Source organism: Paenibacillus faecalis, assembly GCF_900289175.1.
In the GTDB taxonomy this organism is placed as follows: domain Bacteria; phylum Bacillota; class Bacilli; order Paenibacillales; family Paenibacillaceae; genus Paenibacillus_AQ; species Paenibacillus_AQ faecalis.
In genome coordinates, this window is record NZ_LT985747.1 from 4,049,676 (window position 1) to 4,070,626 (window position 20,951).

Annotated in this window: 17 protein-coding genes; 5 read left to right on the top strand and 12 right to left on the bottom strand. The window is 43.1% G+C overall.

What is annotated here, in order from left to right:
- Positions 1-42: 42 nt before the first annotated feature.
- From C8268_RS19015 to C8268_RS19025, 3 genes are all read right to left on the bottom strand, one after another.
- Complete coding sequence (locus C8268_RS19015; protein ID WP_106769117.1) at positions 43-522, bottom strand: DsrE/DsrF/DrsH-like family protein; 480 nt, start codon at positions 520-522, stop codon at positions 43-45.
- Between the two features lie 60 nt (positions 523-582).
- Entirely contained in the window at positions 583-810 is a 228-nt protein-coding gene (locus C8268_RS19020; protein ID WP_106769118.1) for a sulfurtransferase TusA family protein, read from the bottom strand.
- Between the two features lie 102 nt (positions 811-912).
- Complete coding sequence (locus C8268_RS19025) at positions 913-1,173, bottom strand: metal-sensitive transcriptional regulator (protein WP_106769119.1); 261 nt, start codon at positions 1,171-1,173, stop codon at positions 913-915.
- Positions 1,174-1,427: 254 nt separating this feature from the next.
- Between C8268_RS19025 and C8268_RS19030 the strand changes: the two genes are divergently transcribed.
- Positions 1,428-3,077: a CoA-disulfide reductase gene (locus tag C8268_RS19030; protein WP_199794984.1), complete on the top strand. Its 1,650-nt coding sequence runs from the start codon at positions 1,428-1,430 to the stop codon at positions 3,075-3,077.
- Positions 3,078-3,262: 185 nt separating this feature from the next.
- The gene (locus C8268_RS19035; RefSeq protein ID WP_106769121.1) at positions 3,263-5,011 is read left to right on the top strand and encodes an alpha-glycosidase; all 1,749 of its coding nucleotides are present in this window, start codon (positions 3,263-3,265) and stop codon (positions 5,009-5,011) included.
- Positions 5,012-5,214: 203 nt separating this feature from the next.
- On the opposite strand, the gene C8268_RS22995 is transcribed toward C8268_RS19035, so the two are convergent.
- The 8 genes from C8268_RS22995 to C8268_RS19070 all read right to left on the bottom strand — a co-directional run bounded on the left by C8268_RS22995 (position 5,215) and on the right by C8268_RS19070 (position 14,840).
- Positions 5,215-5,337 (bottom strand): class III lanthipeptide, encoded by a 123-nt coding sequence (locus tag C8268_RS22995; protein ID WP_199794869.1) that lies wholly within the window; start codon positions 5,335-5,337, stop codon positions 5,215-5,217.
- Positions 5,338-5,370: 33 nt separating this feature from the next.
- The gene (gene lanKC / locus C8268_RS19040) at positions 5,371-7,980 is read right to left on the bottom strand and encodes a class III lanthionine synthetase LanKC (protein WP_106769122.1); all 2,610 of its coding nucleotides are present in this window, start codon (positions 7,978-7,980) and stop codon (positions 5,371-5,373) included.
- Positions 7,981-7,982: 2 nt separating this feature from the next.
- Positions 7,983-9,752, bottom strand: a complete 1,770-nt coding sequence (locus C8268_RS19045; RefSeq protein ID WP_106769123.1) for an ABC transporter ATP-binding protein — start codon at positions 9,750-9,752, stop codon at positions 7,983-7,985.
- A gap of 565 nt (positions 9,753-10,317) precedes the next feature.
- The gene (locus C8268_RS19050; protein ID WP_106769124.1) at positions 10,318-11,058 is read right to left on the bottom strand and encodes an ABC transporter permease; all 741 of its coding nucleotides are present in this window, start codon (positions 11,056-11,058) and stop codon (positions 10,318-10,320) included.
- 1 nt (position 11,059) lies between these two features.
- Complete coding sequence (locus C8268_RS19055; protein ID WP_106769125.1) at positions 11,060-11,776, bottom strand: ABC transporter permease; 717 nt, start codon at positions 11,774-11,776, stop codon at positions 11,060-11,062.
- On the bottom strand, positions 11,777-12,688 hold the full coding sequence (locus C8268_RS19060; protein WP_106769126.1) for an ABC transporter ATP-binding protein: 912 nt from the start codon (positions 12,686-12,688) through the stop codon (positions 11,777-11,779).
- Between the two features lie 71 nt (positions 12,689-12,759).
- On the bottom strand, positions 12,760-14,169 hold the full coding sequence (locus C8268_RS19065; protein ID WP_106769127.1) for a sensor histidine kinase: 1,410 nt from the start codon (positions 14,167-14,169) through the stop codon (positions 12,760-12,762).
- Complete coding sequence (locus C8268_RS19070; RefSeq protein ID WP_106769128.1) at positions 14,166-14,840, bottom strand: response regulator transcription factor; 675 nt, start codon at positions 14,838-14,840, stop codon at positions 14,166-14,168. Before C8268_RS19070 ends, C8268_RS19065 begins: the two co-directional genes overlap by 4 nt.
- Positions 14,841-15,057: 217 nt before the next feature.
- Between C8268_RS19070 and C8268_RS19075 the strand changes: the two genes are divergently transcribed.
- The 3 genes from C8268_RS19075 to C8268_RS19085 all read left to right on the top strand — a co-directional run bounded on the left by C8268_RS19075 (position 15,058) and on the right by C8268_RS19085 (position 20,127).
- Positions 15,058-15,843, top strand: coding sequence for an endonuclease/exonuclease/phosphatase family protein (locus C8268_RS19075; protein WP_106769129.1), 786 nt, complete (start codon positions 15,058-15,060; stop codon positions 15,841-15,843).
- A gap of 678 nt (positions 15,844-16,521) precedes the next feature.
- Complete coding sequence (locus C8268_RS19080; RefSeq protein ID WP_106769130.1) at positions 16,522-17,553, top strand: LacI family DNA-binding transcriptional regulator; 1,032 nt, start codon at positions 16,522-16,524, stop codon at positions 17,551-17,553.
- A 270-nt stretch (positions 17,554-17,823) separates the two neighbouring features.
- On the top strand, positions 17,824-20,127 hold the full coding sequence (locus C8268_RS19085) for a glycoside hydrolase family 65 protein (protein ID WP_106770031.1): 2,304 nt from the start codon (positions 17,824-17,826) through the stop codon (positions 20,125-20,127).
- A 449-nt stretch (positions 20,128-20,576) separates the two neighbouring features.
- On the opposite strand, the gene cdiI is transcribed toward C8268_RS19085, so the two are convergent.
- Positions 20,577-20,942: a ribonuclease toxin immunity protein CdiI gene (gene cdiI, locus C8268_RS19090; protein WP_106769131.1), complete on the bottom strand. Its 366-nt coding sequence runs from the start codon at positions 20,940-20,942 to the stop codon at positions 20,577-20,579.
- Between the last annotated feature and the right edge of the window lie 9 nt (positions 20,943-20,951).

The following is a 20,951-nucleotide window of genomic DNA, read 5'->3' on the forward strand; positions in this document are numbered from 1 at the left end:
AAATCCCTCTCTCCATTTAAAGGAGAACCCATCTCCCAAAAATTAAATAAACAAGTTTACATTACCCTCCTGGGCATCCGACAGATAAGCCGCAACTCCTGCGTACTCGATATCTTCGAGCAGCTCTTCCTTCTGCAGTCCAAGCAAATCCATCGTCATCGTACAGGCAACTAGCTTCACTTCCTGCTCCTGCGCCATCTCGATCAGCTGTGGGAGGGGAACAGCATTGTGTTTTTTAATAATATCTTTAATCATCTTCGGGCCCATGCCAGCGAAATTCATTTTGGAAAGTCCCATCTTGTTCGCCCCCCGCGGCATCATTTTCCCAAACATTTTTTCCATAAACCCTTTCTTCACCGGTACGTTTTCATCTTTGCGAAGCGCATTCAGTCCCCAAAAGGTATGGAAAATCGTCACTTCATGATCAAAAGCCGCTGCCCCGTTAGCGATAATATAGGCAGCCATGACCTTATCATAGTCCCCGCTAAACAGCACGATGGTCGTTTTCTTCTGTTCAGTCACGCTATTCTCTCCCCTCAATTTCTATATTACCCTACGGGGTATATAATCAATCAAAAAAAATTAGTTCTTCTTAATCCAGAACTTCAGAAGACCGTTATCTTCCTTATGATCCAGTAGCTCGTTTCCGCTTGATTTAGCCCATGCAGTCAAATCGCTTTTCGCCCCTTGATCTGTGCTGTGAACTTCAAGCACCTGTCCAGGCTCCAGTTCGTTCATCGCTTTCTTTGTCTTGACGATCGGCATCGGACATGACAAGCCCGTAGCATCCAGTACTTTATTTGCTTTCATCATTAATTCCTCCTTTAGAAAATAAAAAAACATAATTCCTAATTACCCCTACGGGTATAATAATGGATACAGAAAAGGGTGTCAACCCTTCTCTTTTATCAATTAGCGACTCTTCACCAACAAATTAACAGCTTCAAGAACGAGATCCTCGGTTTTATATCCGTTCTCTTCCGCAGTACGCACGCACTCCACCAGGTTAGAGCTGACAACGACACCGATCGTCCGGTCAATCGCTGTCCGCGCTGCAGAAAGCTGAGTGATCACGTCTTTGCAATCCTTATCCTCTTCCATCATCTTCAAAATGCCGCGAAGCTGTCCTTCAATACGTTTTACCCGGTTTTTTATTTGATCATTGTAATCCAATGCCTTTTCCCCCTATCTACTCGATTAATAGTGCCACCTTCCTATCTCTATTATATAACATTTGTCTATAATATATACCCCAGAGGGTATTAAGTCAAGTTTCAGTTCATCTAACAGAGCATATAATCTACTATTTCCCAATGTTTCAAAAAATATTTTTAAGCGTTAGAAGATTTGTCACTTTCTTTTTTAGTCATATATGTTATTATACCCCCATGGGTATAAATCATAAAACATAATTGGAGGAGTTTATGATGAGTAAAAAGATCGTAATTGTCGGCGGTGTTGCAGGAGGAGCATCTGCCGCAGCCCGACTGCGCAGATTGGACGAGGAATCAACGATTGTTATGGTTGAGCGCGGAGAGCATATTTCTTTTGCCAATTGCGGCCTTCCTTATTATATCGGAGAAAGTATTAAAGAGCGCAGTAAACTGATGGTGCAAACCGTTGAAGGGATGAGCAAAAGATTCAATCTTGACATTCGCAACCTCAGCGAAGTCGTATCGATCCAGCGGAATGAGAAAACCGTATCTATTAAAAATCTGACCACTGGCGAAGTTAGCAGTGAAAGCTATGACCATCTCATCCTGTCCCCTGGAGCCAAACCGATCGTTCCGAACCTTCAAGGACTTAATGAAGCCAAGGATATCTTTACGCTTCGCAATATTCCTGACACCGACCGGATCAAACAGTTTGTAGATGAAGAGAAGCCGGCAAGAGCCGTTGTCGTCGGCGGCGGATTTATCGGCTTGGAGATGGCAGAAAATTTAGCCGAGCGCGGGATTCAAGTCACCATCATTGAGATGGCTAATCAAGTCATGGCGCCTTTAGATTACGAAATGGCATCCATCGTTCACACACATCTGAAAGAAAAAGGGGTTAACCTGATTCTTGAAGACGGTGTTAAAGCGATATCTGACCAAGGCAAAACGATTGAATTATCCAGCGGCAATAAAGTGTCCACCGATATGATCATATTGTCCATCGGAGTTCGTCCGGAAAATCAACTGGCGATTGATGCCGGGCTGGAAGTCGGTGAACGCGGCGGCATTAAAGTTAATGAATATATGCAGACCAGTGATGAGAGCATCTATGCCATCGGTGACGCTATTGAGGTTGTCGACTATATTCATCAAAATCCGGCAATGATTCCGCTCGCTGGCCCTGCTAACCGCCAAGGCCGCATGGTTGCAGATCATATTTACGGAAAGAACGTATCTTATAAAGGAACGCTCGGCACTTCCATCGCCAAAGTGTTCGATCTGACAGTAGCGGCGACAGGCAGCAATGAAAAACGGCTCAAGCAGCTGGATCTGCCTTATCGGGCTGTTCATATTCATCCGAACTCCCATGCCGGCTACTACCCAGGAGCGTACCCTATTTCTTTAAAGCTGCTCTTCAATCCGGAGAATGGCCAGATTTACGGAGCGCAAGCGGTTGGAAAAGACGGTGTCGACAAGCGGATTGATGTGATCGCCACCGCCATTAAAGGGAATTTGGACGTATTTGATCTGACTGAGCTGGAATTGTCCTACGCCCCTCCTTTCTCATCTGCCAAAGATCCAGTGAACTATGCGGGTTATGTTGCATCCAATATGATGGAGGGAAGTGTGGATACCGTTCAGTGGCATGAAATCGATGAGCTAATCAAAAGCGGAGCAACCTTGATCGATGTCCGCGATTCCGACGAACTACATGTCGGTTATATTGAAGGCTCCGTCCATATTCCATTGAATGAGCTTCGCCATCGTATGGATGAACTTCCGAAGAATGAAACCTTGTACGTCTCTTGTCAGGTCGGTCTCCGCGGATATCTTGCATCCCGTATTCTGACTGGCAACGGCTTCAAGGTGAAAAATTTGGATGGCGGATGGAAAACCTATGCTTCTGTGTTCCAGCAATAAGACCTGCTTGATATCATCTTGATTTAATACCGTCAGTGCACCAAGTCCTTGTCTACTGCCAAAGCCCATGGTATATTTTTTAGTAAGAATAAAAACTTAAAGGCAATGTTATCTTTGAAAAGGTACAACCTCGGCTATACTTAGTCTGGGTGTACCTTTTTTTAATTTAAAAGGAGGACTTGTACATGTTCTTAGAAGCTGTTTATCATCGCCCTCGCCAAAACTGGTCTTATGCTTATGACGGACGCACCATCCATTTGCGTATCCGTACAAAAAGAGATGATGTCACAGAAGTTTATGCTTTAGCTGGAGATAAATATTTGTGGGATCAGACGATGGAGTACATACCGATGTTAAAGCTCGCTTCTGACGAGCTGTTTGACTATTGGGAATGTGAAGCCAAGCCGCCATACCGTCGCCTGAAATACGGATTTTTGCTTCAAAATGGCCGGGAAAAACGCTGGATGACAGAGTACGGTTTCATCGAAGAACCGCCTGCAAACCCAGACCGTCTGTTTGAATATCCGTTTATCAATCCAGAAGATGTGTTTACAACTCCGGATTGGGTGAAGGATGCCGTGTTTTATCAAATCTTCCCTGAACGATTTGCCAATGGCGATCCAAGCAACGATCCCAAGGGTACTCTGCCATGGAGCAGCACAGAGCCGACACCAACGAACTTTTTCGGCGGAGATTTGCAAGGTGTCATCGATCATCTTGACTATCTAAGCGAGCTGGGAATCAATGCGATTTATTTCACGCCGCTGTTTACTGCAACGACGAACCATAAATACGACACCGAAGATTACATGGAAATTGATCCGCAGTTTGGTGATAAAGATACCCTCAAAAAACTGGTCGACCTATGCCATGAACGCGGAATCCGCGTCGTTATGGATGCGGTATTTAATCATTCCGGCAAAACCTTTGCACCGTTTGTAGATGTTCAGAAGAATGGCGAAAAATCGAAGTACAAAGATTGGTTCTACGTTCGTTCTTTCCCGCTTGAAGTGGTTGACGGCATACCAACCTATGATACTTTTGCATTTGAACCTCTGATGCCTAAGCTGAATACGGAAAACCCGGAAGTGAAACAATACTTGTTAAAGGCGGCTGAATACTGGATTAAAGAAATCGGTATTGATGGTTGGCGTCTGGATGTAGCGAACGAAGTTGGTCACCAATTCTGGCGGGAATTCCGTCAGGTCGTGAAAAATGCCAACCCGGATGCTTATATCCTTGGCGAAGTATGGCATGAATCATCCATCTGGCTGGAAGGCGATCAATTTGATGCGGTCATGAACTATCCGTTCACGAACGCAGTGCTTGATTTCTTCATTCGTCGTAAAGTGGATGCCGAGAAATTTTCCTTTATGCTCGGACGGCAGCTGGCAGGATATCCTCGCCAGGCCAGTGAGGTTGCATTCAACCTGCTCGATAGCCATGATACCGCCAGATTGCTCACTTTGGCCAACGGCGACAAGCGTCTGATGAAGCTTGCAGCTTTGTTCCAGTTTACTTATTCCGGAACCCCATGCATTTACTATGGCGACGAAATCGGCATGGACGGTGGAGATGACCCAGGCTGCCGTAAATGTATGGTATGGGATGAAGATAAGCAGGACAAAGAGCTGTTCACCTTCTATCAAAAGATCATCAAACTGCGCAAAGCCCATCCAGCTCTTCGCACCGGAACGTTCGATTTCCTAACCACAGAGCATTTAGGCGGAAAAGTGGCTTATCGACGTGAAGACGACAACGAAACGATCGTTGTGTTCATGAACAATGATAAAGTCGCTCAGTCCATTACAGTGCCAGTTCTTGAGCAGAAATGGGTTAATCTTTGGAATGATGAAGCTGTTCAGACTGTCAAAGGACAGCTTACGGTTAAGCTGCCGGCTTATGGCTTCGCCATACTCAAGGCTGTCGAATAAGCGTAAACGGCTTTGCCGTCATGACGGGTACAGCAGCTTACGTTTCACGAAAGAAATCTAAAATGAATAGATAGTGACAGGCAAGGAAGGGGCTGTCTCAAAGGTTTATTAACCTAAGGGACGCCCCTTCCGTTTGTTTGCAATATAGCTTACTCTTTTTTCGGATTCGAAGTAAGTAAATTCAATTATGACTTATGTTTGCCTTAACAATGATTGCTTGCCGTTGACCAGCCAACTGTTACCGTCGTTACAGTCCATGTAATTGTGATTGGAAATGCCTCTTGTTCCTGACCTGGCATTTGTTGCAGCGCCAATACTTCGTTCATATTTATCACCTCCTTTCATGGAATATACATCAATTACAATGTAGCAATCGTTTTATTTCTGTAATCTGTTTTTGTTATAAAACGATTAACATGAATAATCGGCAGCCAGTATAACGGATTCGATTCCAAAACTCCCTTTAACCCCAGCATGATCCCTGAGCTTCCCGAATAAAGATCATGGGATAAACGATAACAAAAGTTTCCTGGAAATAAGAGCTGGTTTTCTCTGCGAATAAAAAACAAATTTAGTCTTTCCATAGATAGCTTGATATGTTCTTCCTTAATTCTATTCGTGTTTTCCACGATCGGAGGGATCAATAAGAAACCGCCTGCCCCATCAAATAGCCCCCCGCTAAAAGTGCATCTTATATGATTTAAATGAACGATAGACGCCAATTCCTCTTGATAGAGATTGTCACCACTTACATGATTCAAATACCATATCGCGATTCCAATCCCGATAGACCCGCCTGAAAGATAAGCCAGCAAGCGCTTCCTGTCATCAACTGTTTGTAAAACATTCAACTCCTGATCGATCTGAGTATTTTTTAATTCAAGTTCAATAAGATCTTTAGCCATCAGATAAAAGGATTGATCCTTAGTAACGGAGTACATCGCGGCGAAAAATAACGAAGCACCAGACCAGCCATCGATGAGCCCAACGGGAACAGCCGCCCAATCTTGTACAGATAAACTTTTATCGTTGCTAACAAAATCTTTCATATGACTAGCGATCTTTTCAGCTTTCTTTAAATACAGATCATTGTTTTCCTCAAGATATAAGCTGATTAAAGCAAGACCTGTACCGGCCAAACCTGACCTCAATGAAATATCATTACAATCACGCGTTAATTCGCTAAATAATGTAACCGACTCCTCCTTATAACCTAACTCGTACAGTGTTGTGGCAATACCCGCTTTTCCAGTAAACAATCCATGCGGTTCAACGGAATCGATATGGTTGATGAGATCATTTTCAATCCAATGGATTACTTGTTCATCAACAATTCCTGTTCTATGAAGGGCCAGCGCAGCACCCGTTCCGCCGGTAAGTACGTTTATTTTTCCGCCTGAATTTTCGTACTGTCTAATGTCACCATGAATCAATTTTTCTGGCACGACATTTGCCATGATGCCTTTTCTCAAATCTTCTATTACCGTGTTCAGTTCCTCTGATAAGTTTTCATAAGAACGATAAGGTTGATTTATCGTGTTATACTTTTCTTCTTTTGTGCTTGATAAATGTTCATCACATCTGTCCTCGATGTATCTGACAAAAGAATAGAAATCTTTGCCGAATTCCTCTTCTATCCACTGATTTTGATAAGAGGATATATTTCCTTCAATACCGCTGATCGGACCGATCGGCAGCACACAGTATCGCAACGTTTTCTTTACCGCATACCAGTCCCGTTCTTTATGATTTTTATTGTCTTGATCAGAAAATCCAATGGTGTGAATGGCTGCTTTTTCTTCGTGGTCTTTATGGTTTGCAGACTCAAAATCAATGAGAATGACGTTCACATCTTTAGTGATCATAATATTGGAGGGTTGTAAATCCCCCATTCCAATATCTTGACGATGCATGTCTGTCACGATGTCCAATAAACTCAAGATGATTTTTTTTACATCAGTCATATACGTTTCTTTATCTTTATTGCGATGAAAGGGATATTTAGAAGCGATCCATGTTTTCAAATCAACCCCCTCCACATACTCCTCCACCAGGAATAAGTGCTTCCACGATTTAAAGTAATCAAGCACCTGCACGACACCTTTAACATCAACAAGTTTCGATAACGCTTCGTATTCCTTGTTCAGTCGATCTATTGCATCTTTATTTTGACCATCCAATCCTACTTTGGGCCTTGCTTCTTTAATCACTACCTTTTTCTTATCTTTTTTTCGTTCAGCTAAATAAATTCCGCCCCCATTGGTAAACCGAAGAGAACTTTGGAATTCATACTCTTTTAACTTAAATGTATCTTCACTCTCTTCCGGAGAATCGTTATTAGCATCTAAAAATTCATCAAAATCTTTCACAAACTCAGGCACCTGATAGTATGGTGTGCGGTTATCCGGAATTAAATTTCCAGATGGGTCTTTTATACAAAGCTCACCATTTTCATTGTGGATGTTTCTAAACCCGCCATATCTGTAGTAAAGATTACTGTTTTTCCAACATTTATCACTTAAAATGTACGGACCATTTTCATGATCCTGAATTTTTTCATACAAAAGATGGAGTAATTCAAGAAATTGTTCGTCAGTGGAAGGATAGATGGTAATGAATTTGCCGGAGCTGACTCGATTGCCGTTTTTGGAATTGATGCTATGTAGGAGCGTTTCATTCATAATATGTTTAAAAGCAATTTCACGTTCTATTAGTATTCTGCTGACAGCTTCTAGGATCGCTTGGGAATTATCTATCGTTGCACTCACATGAATCTTCCAACCTTGATCTTTTATTCTTTTGTTTTTAAAATTATAAAATTTCCAAGGTGAGTTTTCCTCTGTACGAATGAAACAATGATCGGGAACATCATTTACGATATAGGGTACGCTGTTTTTTCTGTCTGCCAACTTTTCATAATAATCGGAGTCTTTTGTCAAATACTTTAAATAAAGTTGATTTTTATCCATAATTATGATGCTCCTTTAGATAATTGTGTGTTGAATTGCAACTCACAAAATTGCCTGTACAATGGGTGGGTTCTTTGTAATTCATCATGTTTTCCTTGACCTGTTACTTTCCCATCTTCCACAAAAATAATATTTTCGGAGTTCATAATTGTAGATAATCGATGAGCGATCACAATGGCTGTTCTGCCCTCCGTAATTTTCTTCATGGCCGATTGAACTTTTTCTTCCGATTGACTATCAAGACTAGCCGTTGCTTCATCCAGCAAGATTATTTTAGGATCTTTAAGAAACATTCTTGCGATCGCAATTCTCTGTCTTTGTCCGCCCGATAAATTTAGTCCTCGCTCTCCGATGTCTGTATCTAATCCTTTAGGTAAGTTCTTTATAAATTCCCAGGCGTAGGCCATTTTACATACTTCGATGATCTTCTCTTCGCTTGGCTCTTCTATGCCAAAAACCAAATTCTCTCGTATAGTTCCACTGATCAAGCTATGCTCTTGGGATACATAACCGATTTGTGAACGCCAAGAGTTTAAGGAGTAATCTTCGATGTTTTCACCATCGATGTAAATACTGCCGCTGCTTGGCTTATAAAATCTTTCCAATAAAGATATAAGCGTTGTTTTCCCACCGCCACTGGGGCCAACCAATGCATACGTATTTCCTCTTTTGATGCTTAAGCTGATATTTTCCAAAGAAAATGGCAGCTTCTCCTGTGTGTTATATTTGAAGTTTATGTCTTTAATTTCTATATTTTCATGGCTTTCATTTAAAATCTTCCCTTGATCAATATTTTCTTCATCTTCAGATAGCAATTGTGTAATTCGTTCTGTAGCTCCCTTTGTTTTTTGAAGTTGAGTGAAAAACATTCCGAAGTTTGACATCGGGGCCATAATATAAAAGATAAGGGTTAAAAACGCGATAAATGTCCCTGGCGATAAATGACCGTTGGCTAGCAGTACACCACCATATCCGATTACGCTAATCATAATGACCAACATGATTAAATTAAGAACAGGATTCACCATGGCCATCCATCTAGCCTGCTTCATGCCGATATGGAGAAGTTCATCTATATTTTTTAAACCTTTTTCAATTTGATAGTTTTCAGCTGTGAAAGACTTGATTAACCTATTTTCAGATATCATTTCAATGGCGTTGACATTCAGCATGGCAGTTGATCTCTGGAGCTTCTTGGAAAGACCGGATAACACTCTGCCTAAGGGAATGAAAAACAGAAGAAAGACCGGAATAGAGATCACAATGATTAATGATAACTCCCAGCTATAGTAGAAAAGCCAAAAGCCACAAAATAATAAGGTCAACACGGCATTGATAAATTGTGAAAATGACTGACTAACCAGATTGAATATTACTGTCGTATCACTGACTAATCGACTCGCGATATCACCTGATTGATTTTTATCAAAAAATTCTATGGGCAGCTTTACAATTTTGGTCCACGTCATTCCTCTCAGATTAGCAACAATCTTCAAGCCAACTTTGTTTAATAAATAGCTTGATAGTACACCTGTGATGGTTACGAAAATAAACAACACAGCTAATCTAATTAAAATTCCGCCATTTAAGCTGCCTGAGAGGGAATATGAATCAATGATATTTTTCATGAAATTAGGTATGAATGTGGAAACTACTGCACTTGCAGCGCTTATAACGCAAGCCGTTATAAAGAGGCCTACACTAGGTTTTGATCGATGGATTAGCTTAAAAAAACTTCTCCAGGAATCGTTCGTTTTTCCCCTAGTAACCATTTCCTCACCTTTTCTATTTTATTTAGCGGTTCATAAATACAATAATTCATATAGTAAAACTGCGAATTAATATGAGAAGACAACATATATGATTAATGAGTTCACATAAGATGGATAAGCTCTTTCAGAGAAAGGTGTAAGTGGAGATTTCCTGTGTAATTAAGCCTGGATCATAGAGATTTTGGGTTACGCTTTTGCTGGGGACATAAGTTGCTTGCTACTGTAAAGCCAATATTTTGACTTAATTGAAGGTATCATAGAGGTGGATGAAACCTTATTTACTCAACTCGAAAGGGTGATCGTAGAGTAACAGATTGCAAGCTTGTAAGCGCAGCGTAGGTTTAAAGGTTGTGTGGGTATAGCATGAACAGATTGCCTAAGGGGAAATCCAAAAACTAACAGAATTTATTTTTCTATACTCTATCACGCTCGATTTCAAATATCAACAACAAATTTAAAAGTTAAATCAATTTTTTCTAAATGATCTTCCGGTAGAGTCACTTTAAACCATGAAGGGAAGCACATATTATGTTATCAAATATGTACTTCCCTTATTGTTTTACTTTTAAATTTCCTTGCGTTGGAAATAAAAGAGACCTGAGATAAAGAAGAGCAGGAATCCGCTCAATACAACAAATAGCAACGTTTCAAACGGAACGAGGAAAGCTCCGTATCCAGCCTGCCCCGACGGAAGCATAGCTAGTATTGGCTGAGCCCATGGATAATAAGGACCATAAGTCTCCGAGTTGGCTACCAGCAAATTCGGAATCGTAAATATGACATTTAAGGCAAGCGGTGCTGCAAAACTACTCCAAGCCGTTGAAACCGCCAGCTGAAGGGCTGCCAGAGGCAAACAGGCTGCCCATCCGCCAAGCAAACTTGTTGTCATCATATCCCAAGGAAGTGGGGTCTCAATACCATGATACCAACCTGCAATCAAAACAGCCCCCAGAAACAACAACTGTATACATGCCAGCGCAATTCCAACCATCGTAAACTTGGCGATATAAACCGCTCCTCGCGAGACCGGCATGACGAGCAGCTGCTTCCAGCCGCCTCCAGCATGTTCATACCGGCATACCATCGCGCTTAGTATCCCGGTCAATATCGGAAGAAACAACACAGCATGCGAGGTGCTCATCACGCCGACCAGGCCATGCCACGGCATCTGTTCTACCGTATTTTCACTAGAAAGAAAAAGTCCCTGCAAAAGTGATAACGCCGGGCTAAGCATAATCTGTATCCAAAGTATTGGACCGTTCAATTTCAACCATTCAGACGATAACGCTCGAAAGTAGGATGCCATGTTAATTCACATCCCTTCGATTGAAATGAATCAGACCCATCAGTGTAATGATGGCTCCGAGTACAAGACCCTGAGCGATCACTAGAGACTGACCAGGACCGTGATATGCCAAGAAAGGCCATGTTATCGGTACCCAGTCCGGAAAGAAAGGGCTAAACATCGAAACAACAGATACCGTTACACCGAAGCTAATAGCGATTCCCTGATTTTTCAAAGTTAACGACAGCCACAGTTGAAGAGCCAACACCGGAATGACTCCCATCAACGGGGCGAATCCGAGTCGGATCATATCTCCATACGGTATGTTGCTCATATCCATTCTTAGAGCATACCCCAGCACAGGCGTCCCGGCACTCAGCAACACACAAGAAAAAGACAAGACAAGCAGCACCATTACAAACTTCGCGCTGAATACAGCCGTTCTGCTAATTGGCAATGCGAGAAGCTGCTTCCAGGAGCTGAGCTGATTCTCGACATTCGCCATAAGCGAGCATACGAGCGTGCTTCCTAGAAAAAGAGCAATCGGTACAAAAAACGAAATATTTTCGATGAGTCCGCCCCAGGGGTCAGCCACATATATTTTCATCATATAGTCATAACGGAGGCCGAAATTTATAGCCTGCATAGCAATGATTCCAATGGGAGCAATGATCGCAAGAAGCCAGATCCCTTTACCGCGATTCTTCAAAAAATCAGCAGACAGTGCGCGGCCTATCATTTACAGGCCCCCCTTTCCGACGATTTCCATGAAGATATCCTCCAGTGACTTTCGTTTCTCTTCTACACGGTAAATCGCATGCTGATTCTCGACAAGCCTTTTCACAAGTAAAGCAATCTTTGCATCCTGCATCGGTTCCAGTTCCAGCCTGGAGCCTGTCAGCTTTCCGTCACATCCCATTTCAAGCGCCAGTCCCATAGCAAGCTCCGGCTCGGACACCGATAAACGAAATCCGCTCGAAGACTGGGACACAAGGCTTTGAATCGTATCTTGAAACACCAGCTGTCCCTGCCTTATAATTCCGACTCTGGACGCCATTTGTTCCACTTCACTAAGCAGGTGGCTTGAGACCAGCACGGTAATCCCGTATTGCTTGGGCATATCTTTGATCAGTTCACGAATTTCGTGAATACCAGAAGGGTCTAGTCCATTAGTCGGTTCATCCAGAATTAAAAGCTCCGGATCTCCCAAGAGGGCAGCCGCTATGCCAAGCCGCTGCTTCATACCGAGGGAATATCCTTTCACCGGACGCTTCGCTTCCTTCGTTAAACCTACGATATCCAGAACTTCAGCAATCCGGGATTTCGGTCCACCGATAATACGCCGTAAAGCTTCCAAATTTTCGATAGCCGTCAGATGGCCGTAATACGATGGAGATTCCACCAATGAGCCTGTCCGGCGCAAAATATTTAATTTTTCCTTCTTCAAATCTTTGCCGAACAGCTGAATAGAGCCGCGGGTTGGCTTAATAAGCCCGAGCAACATACGGATTGTTGTTGTTTTTCCGGCTCCATTGGGTCCCAGAAATCCGTAAATATCTCCCTTTACAATTTCAAGATTCAAGTTGTCAACAGCCGCACGATTGCGGTACGTTTTGTATAATCCCTTTGTCTGAATGACCAATTCACTCACGTATCATCACCTCGGGATTCACTTTACACCCCGAAGGTTAAATCCAGGTCGACCTTTAGTTTAAAAAAAGTTTAAATTTTCCGGGACAGTATAAACGACGTTCCCTTGTCTGAGGAGTGAATCTGAACATCAATCTCCATCTGTTGAGTCAAGTAATCCACTACAGCCAGTCCGATCCCTGCCCCTTTATCAGCCGATGCTCCGTCCATGCCAGGTCCTTTGTCGGACACGATGAGAGCTGTGCCTTTGCCTGGCAGCTCCTTCGTATAAATGCCGATATATTGCCCCGACTTTGCATGACGGACCACATTTTGAAACAGATTGTCCAAAATCCGCTTGAACCATAGCGCATCGATCAACCAAACCAAAGGCTCCTCCTGAAGGTCGATATCTGCTTCAATCCCTTCTTTTTCCCACATCGGGTACCATCCTGCCGCACTTTCGCGCACCAAACGAAGGATATCATGCGGCTTTGGATTCAACTGAACACGTCCGCTTGTGAGCAGGTTATATGACAGCAGATTATCAATCAGCGCACCCAAATCTCCGATCTTGGACTCGATCAGTTCCAATGACTCTTTGCCAGAAACACTGAGCGGCTCATTTCCCATCGAAAAAATATGGCTCCGTATTACCGTCAGCGGCGTTCGCAAATCATGTGAAAGATTGGCGATAAGCGATTTTCGCAGCTGTTCTTCTTCCATCTCCCGCTGGCGTCCCTTCTTTAGCTGATCCACCATGTGGTTATAAGCTTCTTCCAGCTGTCCAATTTCATCCGGCTTTCGAATCGGAATCGGCGCAGGAATACCTGTTTCCCCCGGTGATGTCATAGCATCACGCAAATGAAGCAGACGTTTGCGAATACGTACAAAGAACAACCAGGATATCACAATAAACATGATTGACGTGATAATAAAAAACAAAAGGTAGATATATCCATTTTGTGCCTTTTGATCATGGTAACTAAAGTACTTTCGTGGCAGCTGCATAACCATAAATCCTTGACCGCCGTTTTTTGTGTCACCGATCAACGCTACCGTGGTGAAAGGGTCCGCATTAAGAGAATTCTTCATAAATTGTGCTGTATAATCTGCACTCCAATGTTCCGGTATTTTTTGATCGTCAGGAATTTTGAGCCTGGTCTGACTGCTGGCATCCACCCAAAAGATCGAAGTTTCCGGATACTCATTCCAGATACCTCGAAGTTGTTCATTGATCTGCTGAGGGGATTGCCCATCCAGCTTGGCCGCTTGCTCATGCCACATCGTTTCCAATAGCGTCCCGTTCGTATATTTACCAGGGGTAACCTTTTCCATATTAAACATGGCCCCCTGCACAATCCAGTAAAATATCGTGCCCAGTGGAAAAATAATCGGCATAAAAATCATCGCAATTAAGATAATGAGCAAATACCTTGAAGTTAACGAATTACGGAACCTTCCCTTCTCCCGTTTGCTCTTTTTCCTTTTTCTCCCCATCATGCTTTCACCCGGTAGCCCAGACCCCGAACGGTTTCAATGATTTCCGGTGAGGCAGGATTTTTCTCCAGTTTCTCACGCAGATAACGGATATGAACCATCAGCGTCTTATCCCCTTCAATGTAAGGCTCTCCCCAAACAGCTTCAAATATTTGTTCCTTCGTCATCACTCTTCCCTGATGCCGGAACAAATACATAAAGATTTGAAACTGCTTGCCTGTTAATATAATTTCCTCTTCGGTATCCCGGTTTACAATCCGGTTCTCATCCTCGTATACGATCAAATGCTTGAGATTGACCGGCTCCGCGGAATACACCGCTGAACGCCTGAGTAGAACCTCCACTCTTGCTGCCAATTCGTCGGGGTGAAACGGTTTTGTCAAATAATCATCAGCGAACTGCAGGCCTTCAAGCTTATCGTCAATAGACGTACGGGCCGACAGCATCAAGACAAGCATCCCAGGGTATGCCCGTTTCAAACGTTGCCCCACCGTAAATCCGTCCAGGCCGGGCAGCATCACGTCCAGAATCGCCAAGTTACAGGCTGACGCCGACTCCACTGCCTTTTCTCCCCCCGTAAGCCAGATGACTTCATACCCTTTTTCCTTCAAAAAGTCGTTCACCCATTTCCCAATTTCCCGGTCATCCTCGATATATAACAGAGTTGCACTCATAGCCGCTCTTCCCTTCTATGACATCTCATTCTATGTCTTGCATTATAGCACGAAAGAGTAAAGGTCCCCTCCAGCGCAGCATCTGTAACATGGAATGAAAAAAGCCTTCTTCAAGAAAAAAATTGTATACTTAAGAAGTGAGATATGCTTTTAGAAAGCATGTGATTTTTTATGTTTATTATTTCCAATAAAATTTTGTGATGGGATGGGATGAACCATGAGTATTACAGCTATGACATTCAACTTGCGTGTCGATGTTCCTGCAGACGGCGTTAACGCTTGGCCTTATCGTAAACACCGTGCCGCTGCTGTTATAACAGCCTCTTCTCCCGACATTGTGGGTACACAAGAAGGCACCTCCGCAATGCTGCAAGACCTTGATGAAGCGATGCCTGAGTATAAGCGCATCGGAAGCGGTCGTCTAGGTGAGGGGAACCATCCAGGTGATGAACACTGTGCCATCTATTACAAACATGCTGAACTAGCACTGTTAGAAGAGGGGCAATTCTGGTTATCCGAAACGAGTAGTGTGCCTGGAAGCAAAAGCTGGGACAGCAGCCTTCCCCGCATCTGTACGTGGGCCCGGTTTCAGAAAAAGAACCATGCAGAGATTGAATTTTATGTGTTGAACACACACTTTGACCATATCGGAGTAATCGCCAGACAAAAAAGTGCTCAGCTGATCCTGAAGCAGATCGATCAATTTCGCCAAGGAAAACGGATACCCATCATTTTAATGGGGGATTTCAATGCTTCTCCTGACCAGCCCGAAATCAATATGCTTCGCCAACAGCTGCAGGATGTTTACACGACTCTAAGCGAGCCGGTCGGCAGCACATTCCATGATTTCAAGGGAGGCAATGAAGGCGACCCTATCGATTACATCTTTACTTCACAAGATGTCAGCCTAACTGAAGTCCGCATACATCGCAATCAGATCGACGGCGGCTATCCTTCAGACCACTATGCCCTTTCCGTCATTTTGAATCCGACAACTCCATAAAACAGCAGGGGGTTCAATGCTTCACATGAAGAAGCTTATCTGCTCCAAATGATCGGCTATTCGCTGCATCAGCTGGGGCAGACAAGCTTCTTTCTCTATCCTAGTTATCCGAGCCAACTGCATTTCTCATCATTCGACTGCAATCCTCAACATATTGAGGCAACATAATGCAAACGTTTGATCTTTTCAACTGTATACGAAGACATAAAAAGAATATAATTTGGATTTCCAGTAATAAACAAGAAAATGTAATTTTATGTATCCGCTTTCTTATCCGTTTTTCTATCATCTGAATCGACGCTTTGTTAAATCGTTTGCACAAGTTCATTTAACGCGATTTTTTGCTTTTATACAATGATATTCCGTGAATTTCTCTGTTTTTCTAATGCTGTCTGCATTTTTTGAAAGCTTTAGCAATATATGCTTCTGCTGTGATCGATATATGTTTACAAGGTCTGATTTTAGAGATAAGATATCAGTGTGAAACCGTTTAAAAGGTGCTGGTTTTTAACATTTTTACTAAGAAAATATCAATGATTTAATATTTTTTAAAAAGAAGAAACGGCTTGGCCATCTTCACAAAGACGAACACGTTTCTAATCAGTGATACTTATAGTTGATTCGACAACATTCGTTATAATCACTAAATTAAAGCAAACGGTTCCACTGGAGGTTTTTATGTCTGTAACGATAAAAGATGTAGCAAAAAAAGCCGGCGTATCCCCCTCCACCGTATCCAGGGTGATCTCCAATCATCCCAGGATCAGCAGTGAAACTTCACGCAAAGTCAAGCGGATCATGGAAGAACTAGGATATCACCCTAATATCATGGCTAAGAGTCTTGTTTCTAAAACAACCGAAAGCATCTGTGTCATTCTTCCAAAGCCAGCTGAAGAGTTATTCCTTAACCTGTTCTTTATGGAGTTAATCCGGGGGATTGTTACCCAGGCAAACCGTTCAGGGTATGACGTGCTTATCAGTTCAGGCGGTAACGAGCAAGAAGAAGTAGAAGCGGTATCGCGCCTGCTCCACGGACGCCGCGTTGACGGAGCAATTTTGTTGTATTCGCGGCAGGAAGATCCTGTGGTGGAGTTTCTAAAAACGAACAATTACCCTTTCGTCCTTGTCGGTAGAAGCGATAAGTATCCCGACCTGTTGTCCGTAGATACCGACAACGTTCAGGCGGCATACGATGCGACCAAGCATCTCATTTCCTTAGGGCATGAACGAATCGGTTTTGTCAGCGGTCCGCCGAATCTGATCGTATCGCAAGATCGTATGAAAGGATACGCCAAAGCACTGAAAGATTCCGGACTTGAAATGCGCAAGGAATGGATTGTGGAAGGTGAGTTTTTGCAGGACAGCGGTTATCGTGCCATGTCCTTCTTTATGAATTTGCCGGAACGTCCCACTGCCCTTGTTATTGTTGATGATATTGTATCGTTTGGAGTGCTTCGCGGCTTGCACGAATTAGGTTACAAAGTACCTGAAGATGTATCGATCATCAGCTTTAACAATATTTCAATTACTGAATTATCAACACCGCCGCTTAGCAGTGTAGATATCGGCATTTACAATCTGGGGTATACCGCCTCACAGGCACTCATTCAGAGCATCCGTCATGATGGCGAAACCGTGCTGCCGAATCGTTATATCATTCCGCACCGGTTAATGATTCGTGAGTCTTCTATGTATTCCAGATCCAAGTGATGTACGGAGCAGAAGTGGGAGGCTAAGTATAAGTAAAGTAGCTAAAGCTTGTACTTTCTAAAATTGAAAATAAAAGAAGCATATCATGTGCTTCCTTTATTTTTTGATTGCTATTCAAACGTTTGCACAGTATGTCCGTCTGTTCCCTTTTGTTTTCCCGCCTGAAAGAATGTGAATATAGCTGTAGCATGTCAATGCATATATTCATGTTCCGGAGGGAATAATTTATATATTTTTTCCAGAATTATGTTTATAAAGGAGCCGGTAGATGTGAAAGAATATTTAAAACTTGATGAATGGTCGATTATTGAAGAAGGATTCGATCCGGACAACCATGAGATTTCAGAAAGTATTTTTAGTATAGGCAATGGTTTTATGGGGCAGCGCGCTAACTTTGAGGAACAGTACAGCGGCCCTTCTCTGCAAGGAAGTTACATGGCCGGTGTTTACTATCCTGACAAAACACGTGTCGGCTGGTGGAAGAACGGATACCCTGACTATTTTGCAAAAGTACTGAACAGCACCAATTGGATCGGTATTGATGTTGATGTTGACGGTACTGCACTGGATTTGGCGAAGTGTACAGTGAACAATTTCAAGCGTGTCCTCAATATGAAAGAAGGCTATCTGTCGCGCAGCTTTACAGCGGTTATGGAAGATGGAAAAGAGCTGAAAATCGAAGCCGTTCGTTTTGTCAGCATTGCACGCCATGAAATTGGAAGCATTCGATACGCTGTAACCCCGCTTAATTTCTCAGGGCAGCTCACCTTTACACCGTACCTTGACGGCGATGTGAAGAATAAAGACTCTAACTACGATGAGAAGTTTTGGCTCGAAGTGTTCAAGGAAGCGGGCCAAGGGACAGCAGCACTGACGATCAAAACCAAAAAACTGGACTTTCATGTTACCTCTGCCATGTTCTACGAGATCGAAAAAAATGGCGAGAAAGTGAAGCTGGACGTTGAAGTCATTGAACGGGAAAAATTCGCAGGAAATCGCGTAACCGTTCAAGCCAATACCGGAGAGGAAGTTACACTGTATAAATACGTTGCAAATGTCACTTCTCGCGACCACGCTCCTGAACGACTCGTTGAAACGGCCCGTGATATTTTGAATACAGCCGTACAGTTGGGATTCGATAAGCTGCTTAGCGAGCAGGCAGCTGCTTGGGGCGAAAAATGGAAAGAGAGTGACATCGTTATCGAAGGTGACATCTCGGCACAGCAAGCGATCCGTTTTAATATTTTCCAACTGAATCAAACTTACAGCGGGGAAGATGATCGACTGAACATCGGACCTAAAGGATTCACAGGCGAAAAATACGGCGGCAGCACTTACTGGGATACCGAAGCCTACTGCTTGCCGTTCTACTTGAGCACGGCCGACTCCAGCATCGCCCGCAACCTGCTGATTTACCGTTACAAGCATTTGGAGAAGGCAAAGGAAAATGCGAAAAAGCTCGGCTTTACCAAAGGCGCATTGTATCCAATGGTAACGATGAACGGCGAGGAATGCCATAACGAGTGGGAAATTACGTTTGAAGAAATCCACCGGAACGGAGCTATTGCATATGCGATCTACAACTATGTGAATTACACCGGTGACTATACTTATCTTGGCCAATACGGTCTTGAAGTGCTCGTTGAAATTTCCCGTTTCTGGGAAGAGCGCGTCAACTATGTCCCTGCTAAAGATCAGTACGTGATGCTTGGCGTAACCGGACCAAATGAATATGAGAACAACGTAAACAACAACTGGTACACGAACCGCATCGCTTGCTGGACAATGGAATACACGATGGATGTGCTGAATTATCTGGAGCAGAACGAGCCTAAACGGTATACCGAGCTTGTGAGCAAGCTGAATCTGCAAGAAGAAGAACCAGCCAAATGGCAAGACATTATTAACAAAATGTACTATCCGATGGATGAAGAACGCGGCATTTTCCTGCAACAGGACGGCTTCCTTGATAAAGAGCTTGTCCCGGTTAAGGATTTAGATCCAAAGCACCTTCCACTCAACCAAAACTGGTCATGGGATCGGATCTTGCGCTCTGTTTATATTAAACAAGCTGACGTACTGCAAGGATTGTTCTTCCTAAGCGACCACTTTGATCTAGAAACCAAAAAACGCAACTTTGATTTCTATGAGCCGTTCACAGTGCATGAGTCCTCTCTTTCTCCTTGTGTACATTCCATCCTCGCTTGCGAACTGGGATACCAGGAAAAAGCGTATGAAATGTACCTTCGGACCGCGCGCCTTGACCTGGATAACTACAACAATGATACCGAGGACGGCTGCCATACAACAAGCATGGCCGGCACTTGGATGTCTGTAGTCCTTGGCTTCGGCGGTCTGCGTGTCAAAGATGGCGTATTGCACCTGAAACCGTTCGTACCGGGCCACTGGACAGCCTTCTCCTTCAAGGTTATGTTCCGCGGTTCCCGCTTGAAAGTTAACGTAACCGATAAGGAAATTATCGTCTTGAACGAGACCGATACCCCGGCTGCGATCAACCTGAACGGTAAAGATCATACGATTAACGGTATGGGTGAAGTAAAAGTCGCCAGATAGTCTGATTCCTGCACGACTCTGGCATATAATCCAAGGGATGTCTCCAAAGGTCGATTGACCTGTGAAGACATCCCTTTTTCTGTTGAGAGATGCCGCTTGTTGTATTATAAAGATGAGGGAGTCGGTGGCTAGCCTTTAACACATGACCTTCCCGTAATGATGAAGAGTATTCTGCTATCTCCTGACAATATAAACATTGTAATATCATCCCTTTTGTAGCGGTTCAATTTTAAAAAAGACGTAAGAAAACGAAGATAACAAAAAACAGGTCAATCATGGAGGTATCTGACCATAATCGCCCTGCTCGACGTAATGCTACTTGCGATAAATTAATTTTCCAGACGTTCTATACGCACATCAAAATTAGTGAATACTTCCTACAAGTAGAACAAAAGTTATGTTGGTAATGATAAAGTAAAGGTTTATTCGGCACTGGACAGCCCTACTACTTATACAATTTTAAACTTTCGTTTAATTTCATCTAATCGAGATTCAACTATATCCTTATCATCAGAATGCCGTAACAAATATGCTTCACTTGCTTTTTTGAGATAAACATAAAAAGCAGGGTAGTCCAATACGATGGTCACATCTTCATCAACTGCTGGACGGTCAAAAAAATAGCAAACTCCATCTTCTCCGAAGTACCCTTCTTCCCACTCTTCTAGTTCACCTGCAAACAAACACCAGATATGCTCATTACCAAACCCCTGCCCGTTACAATACTTTTCCAACGCTTTAATAAAGTTCCCATCTCCAATAGCAAAATAATAAAGATCCATTAGCTTATTTTCAGAAATATTTTTATTTGACATACGGTTGCC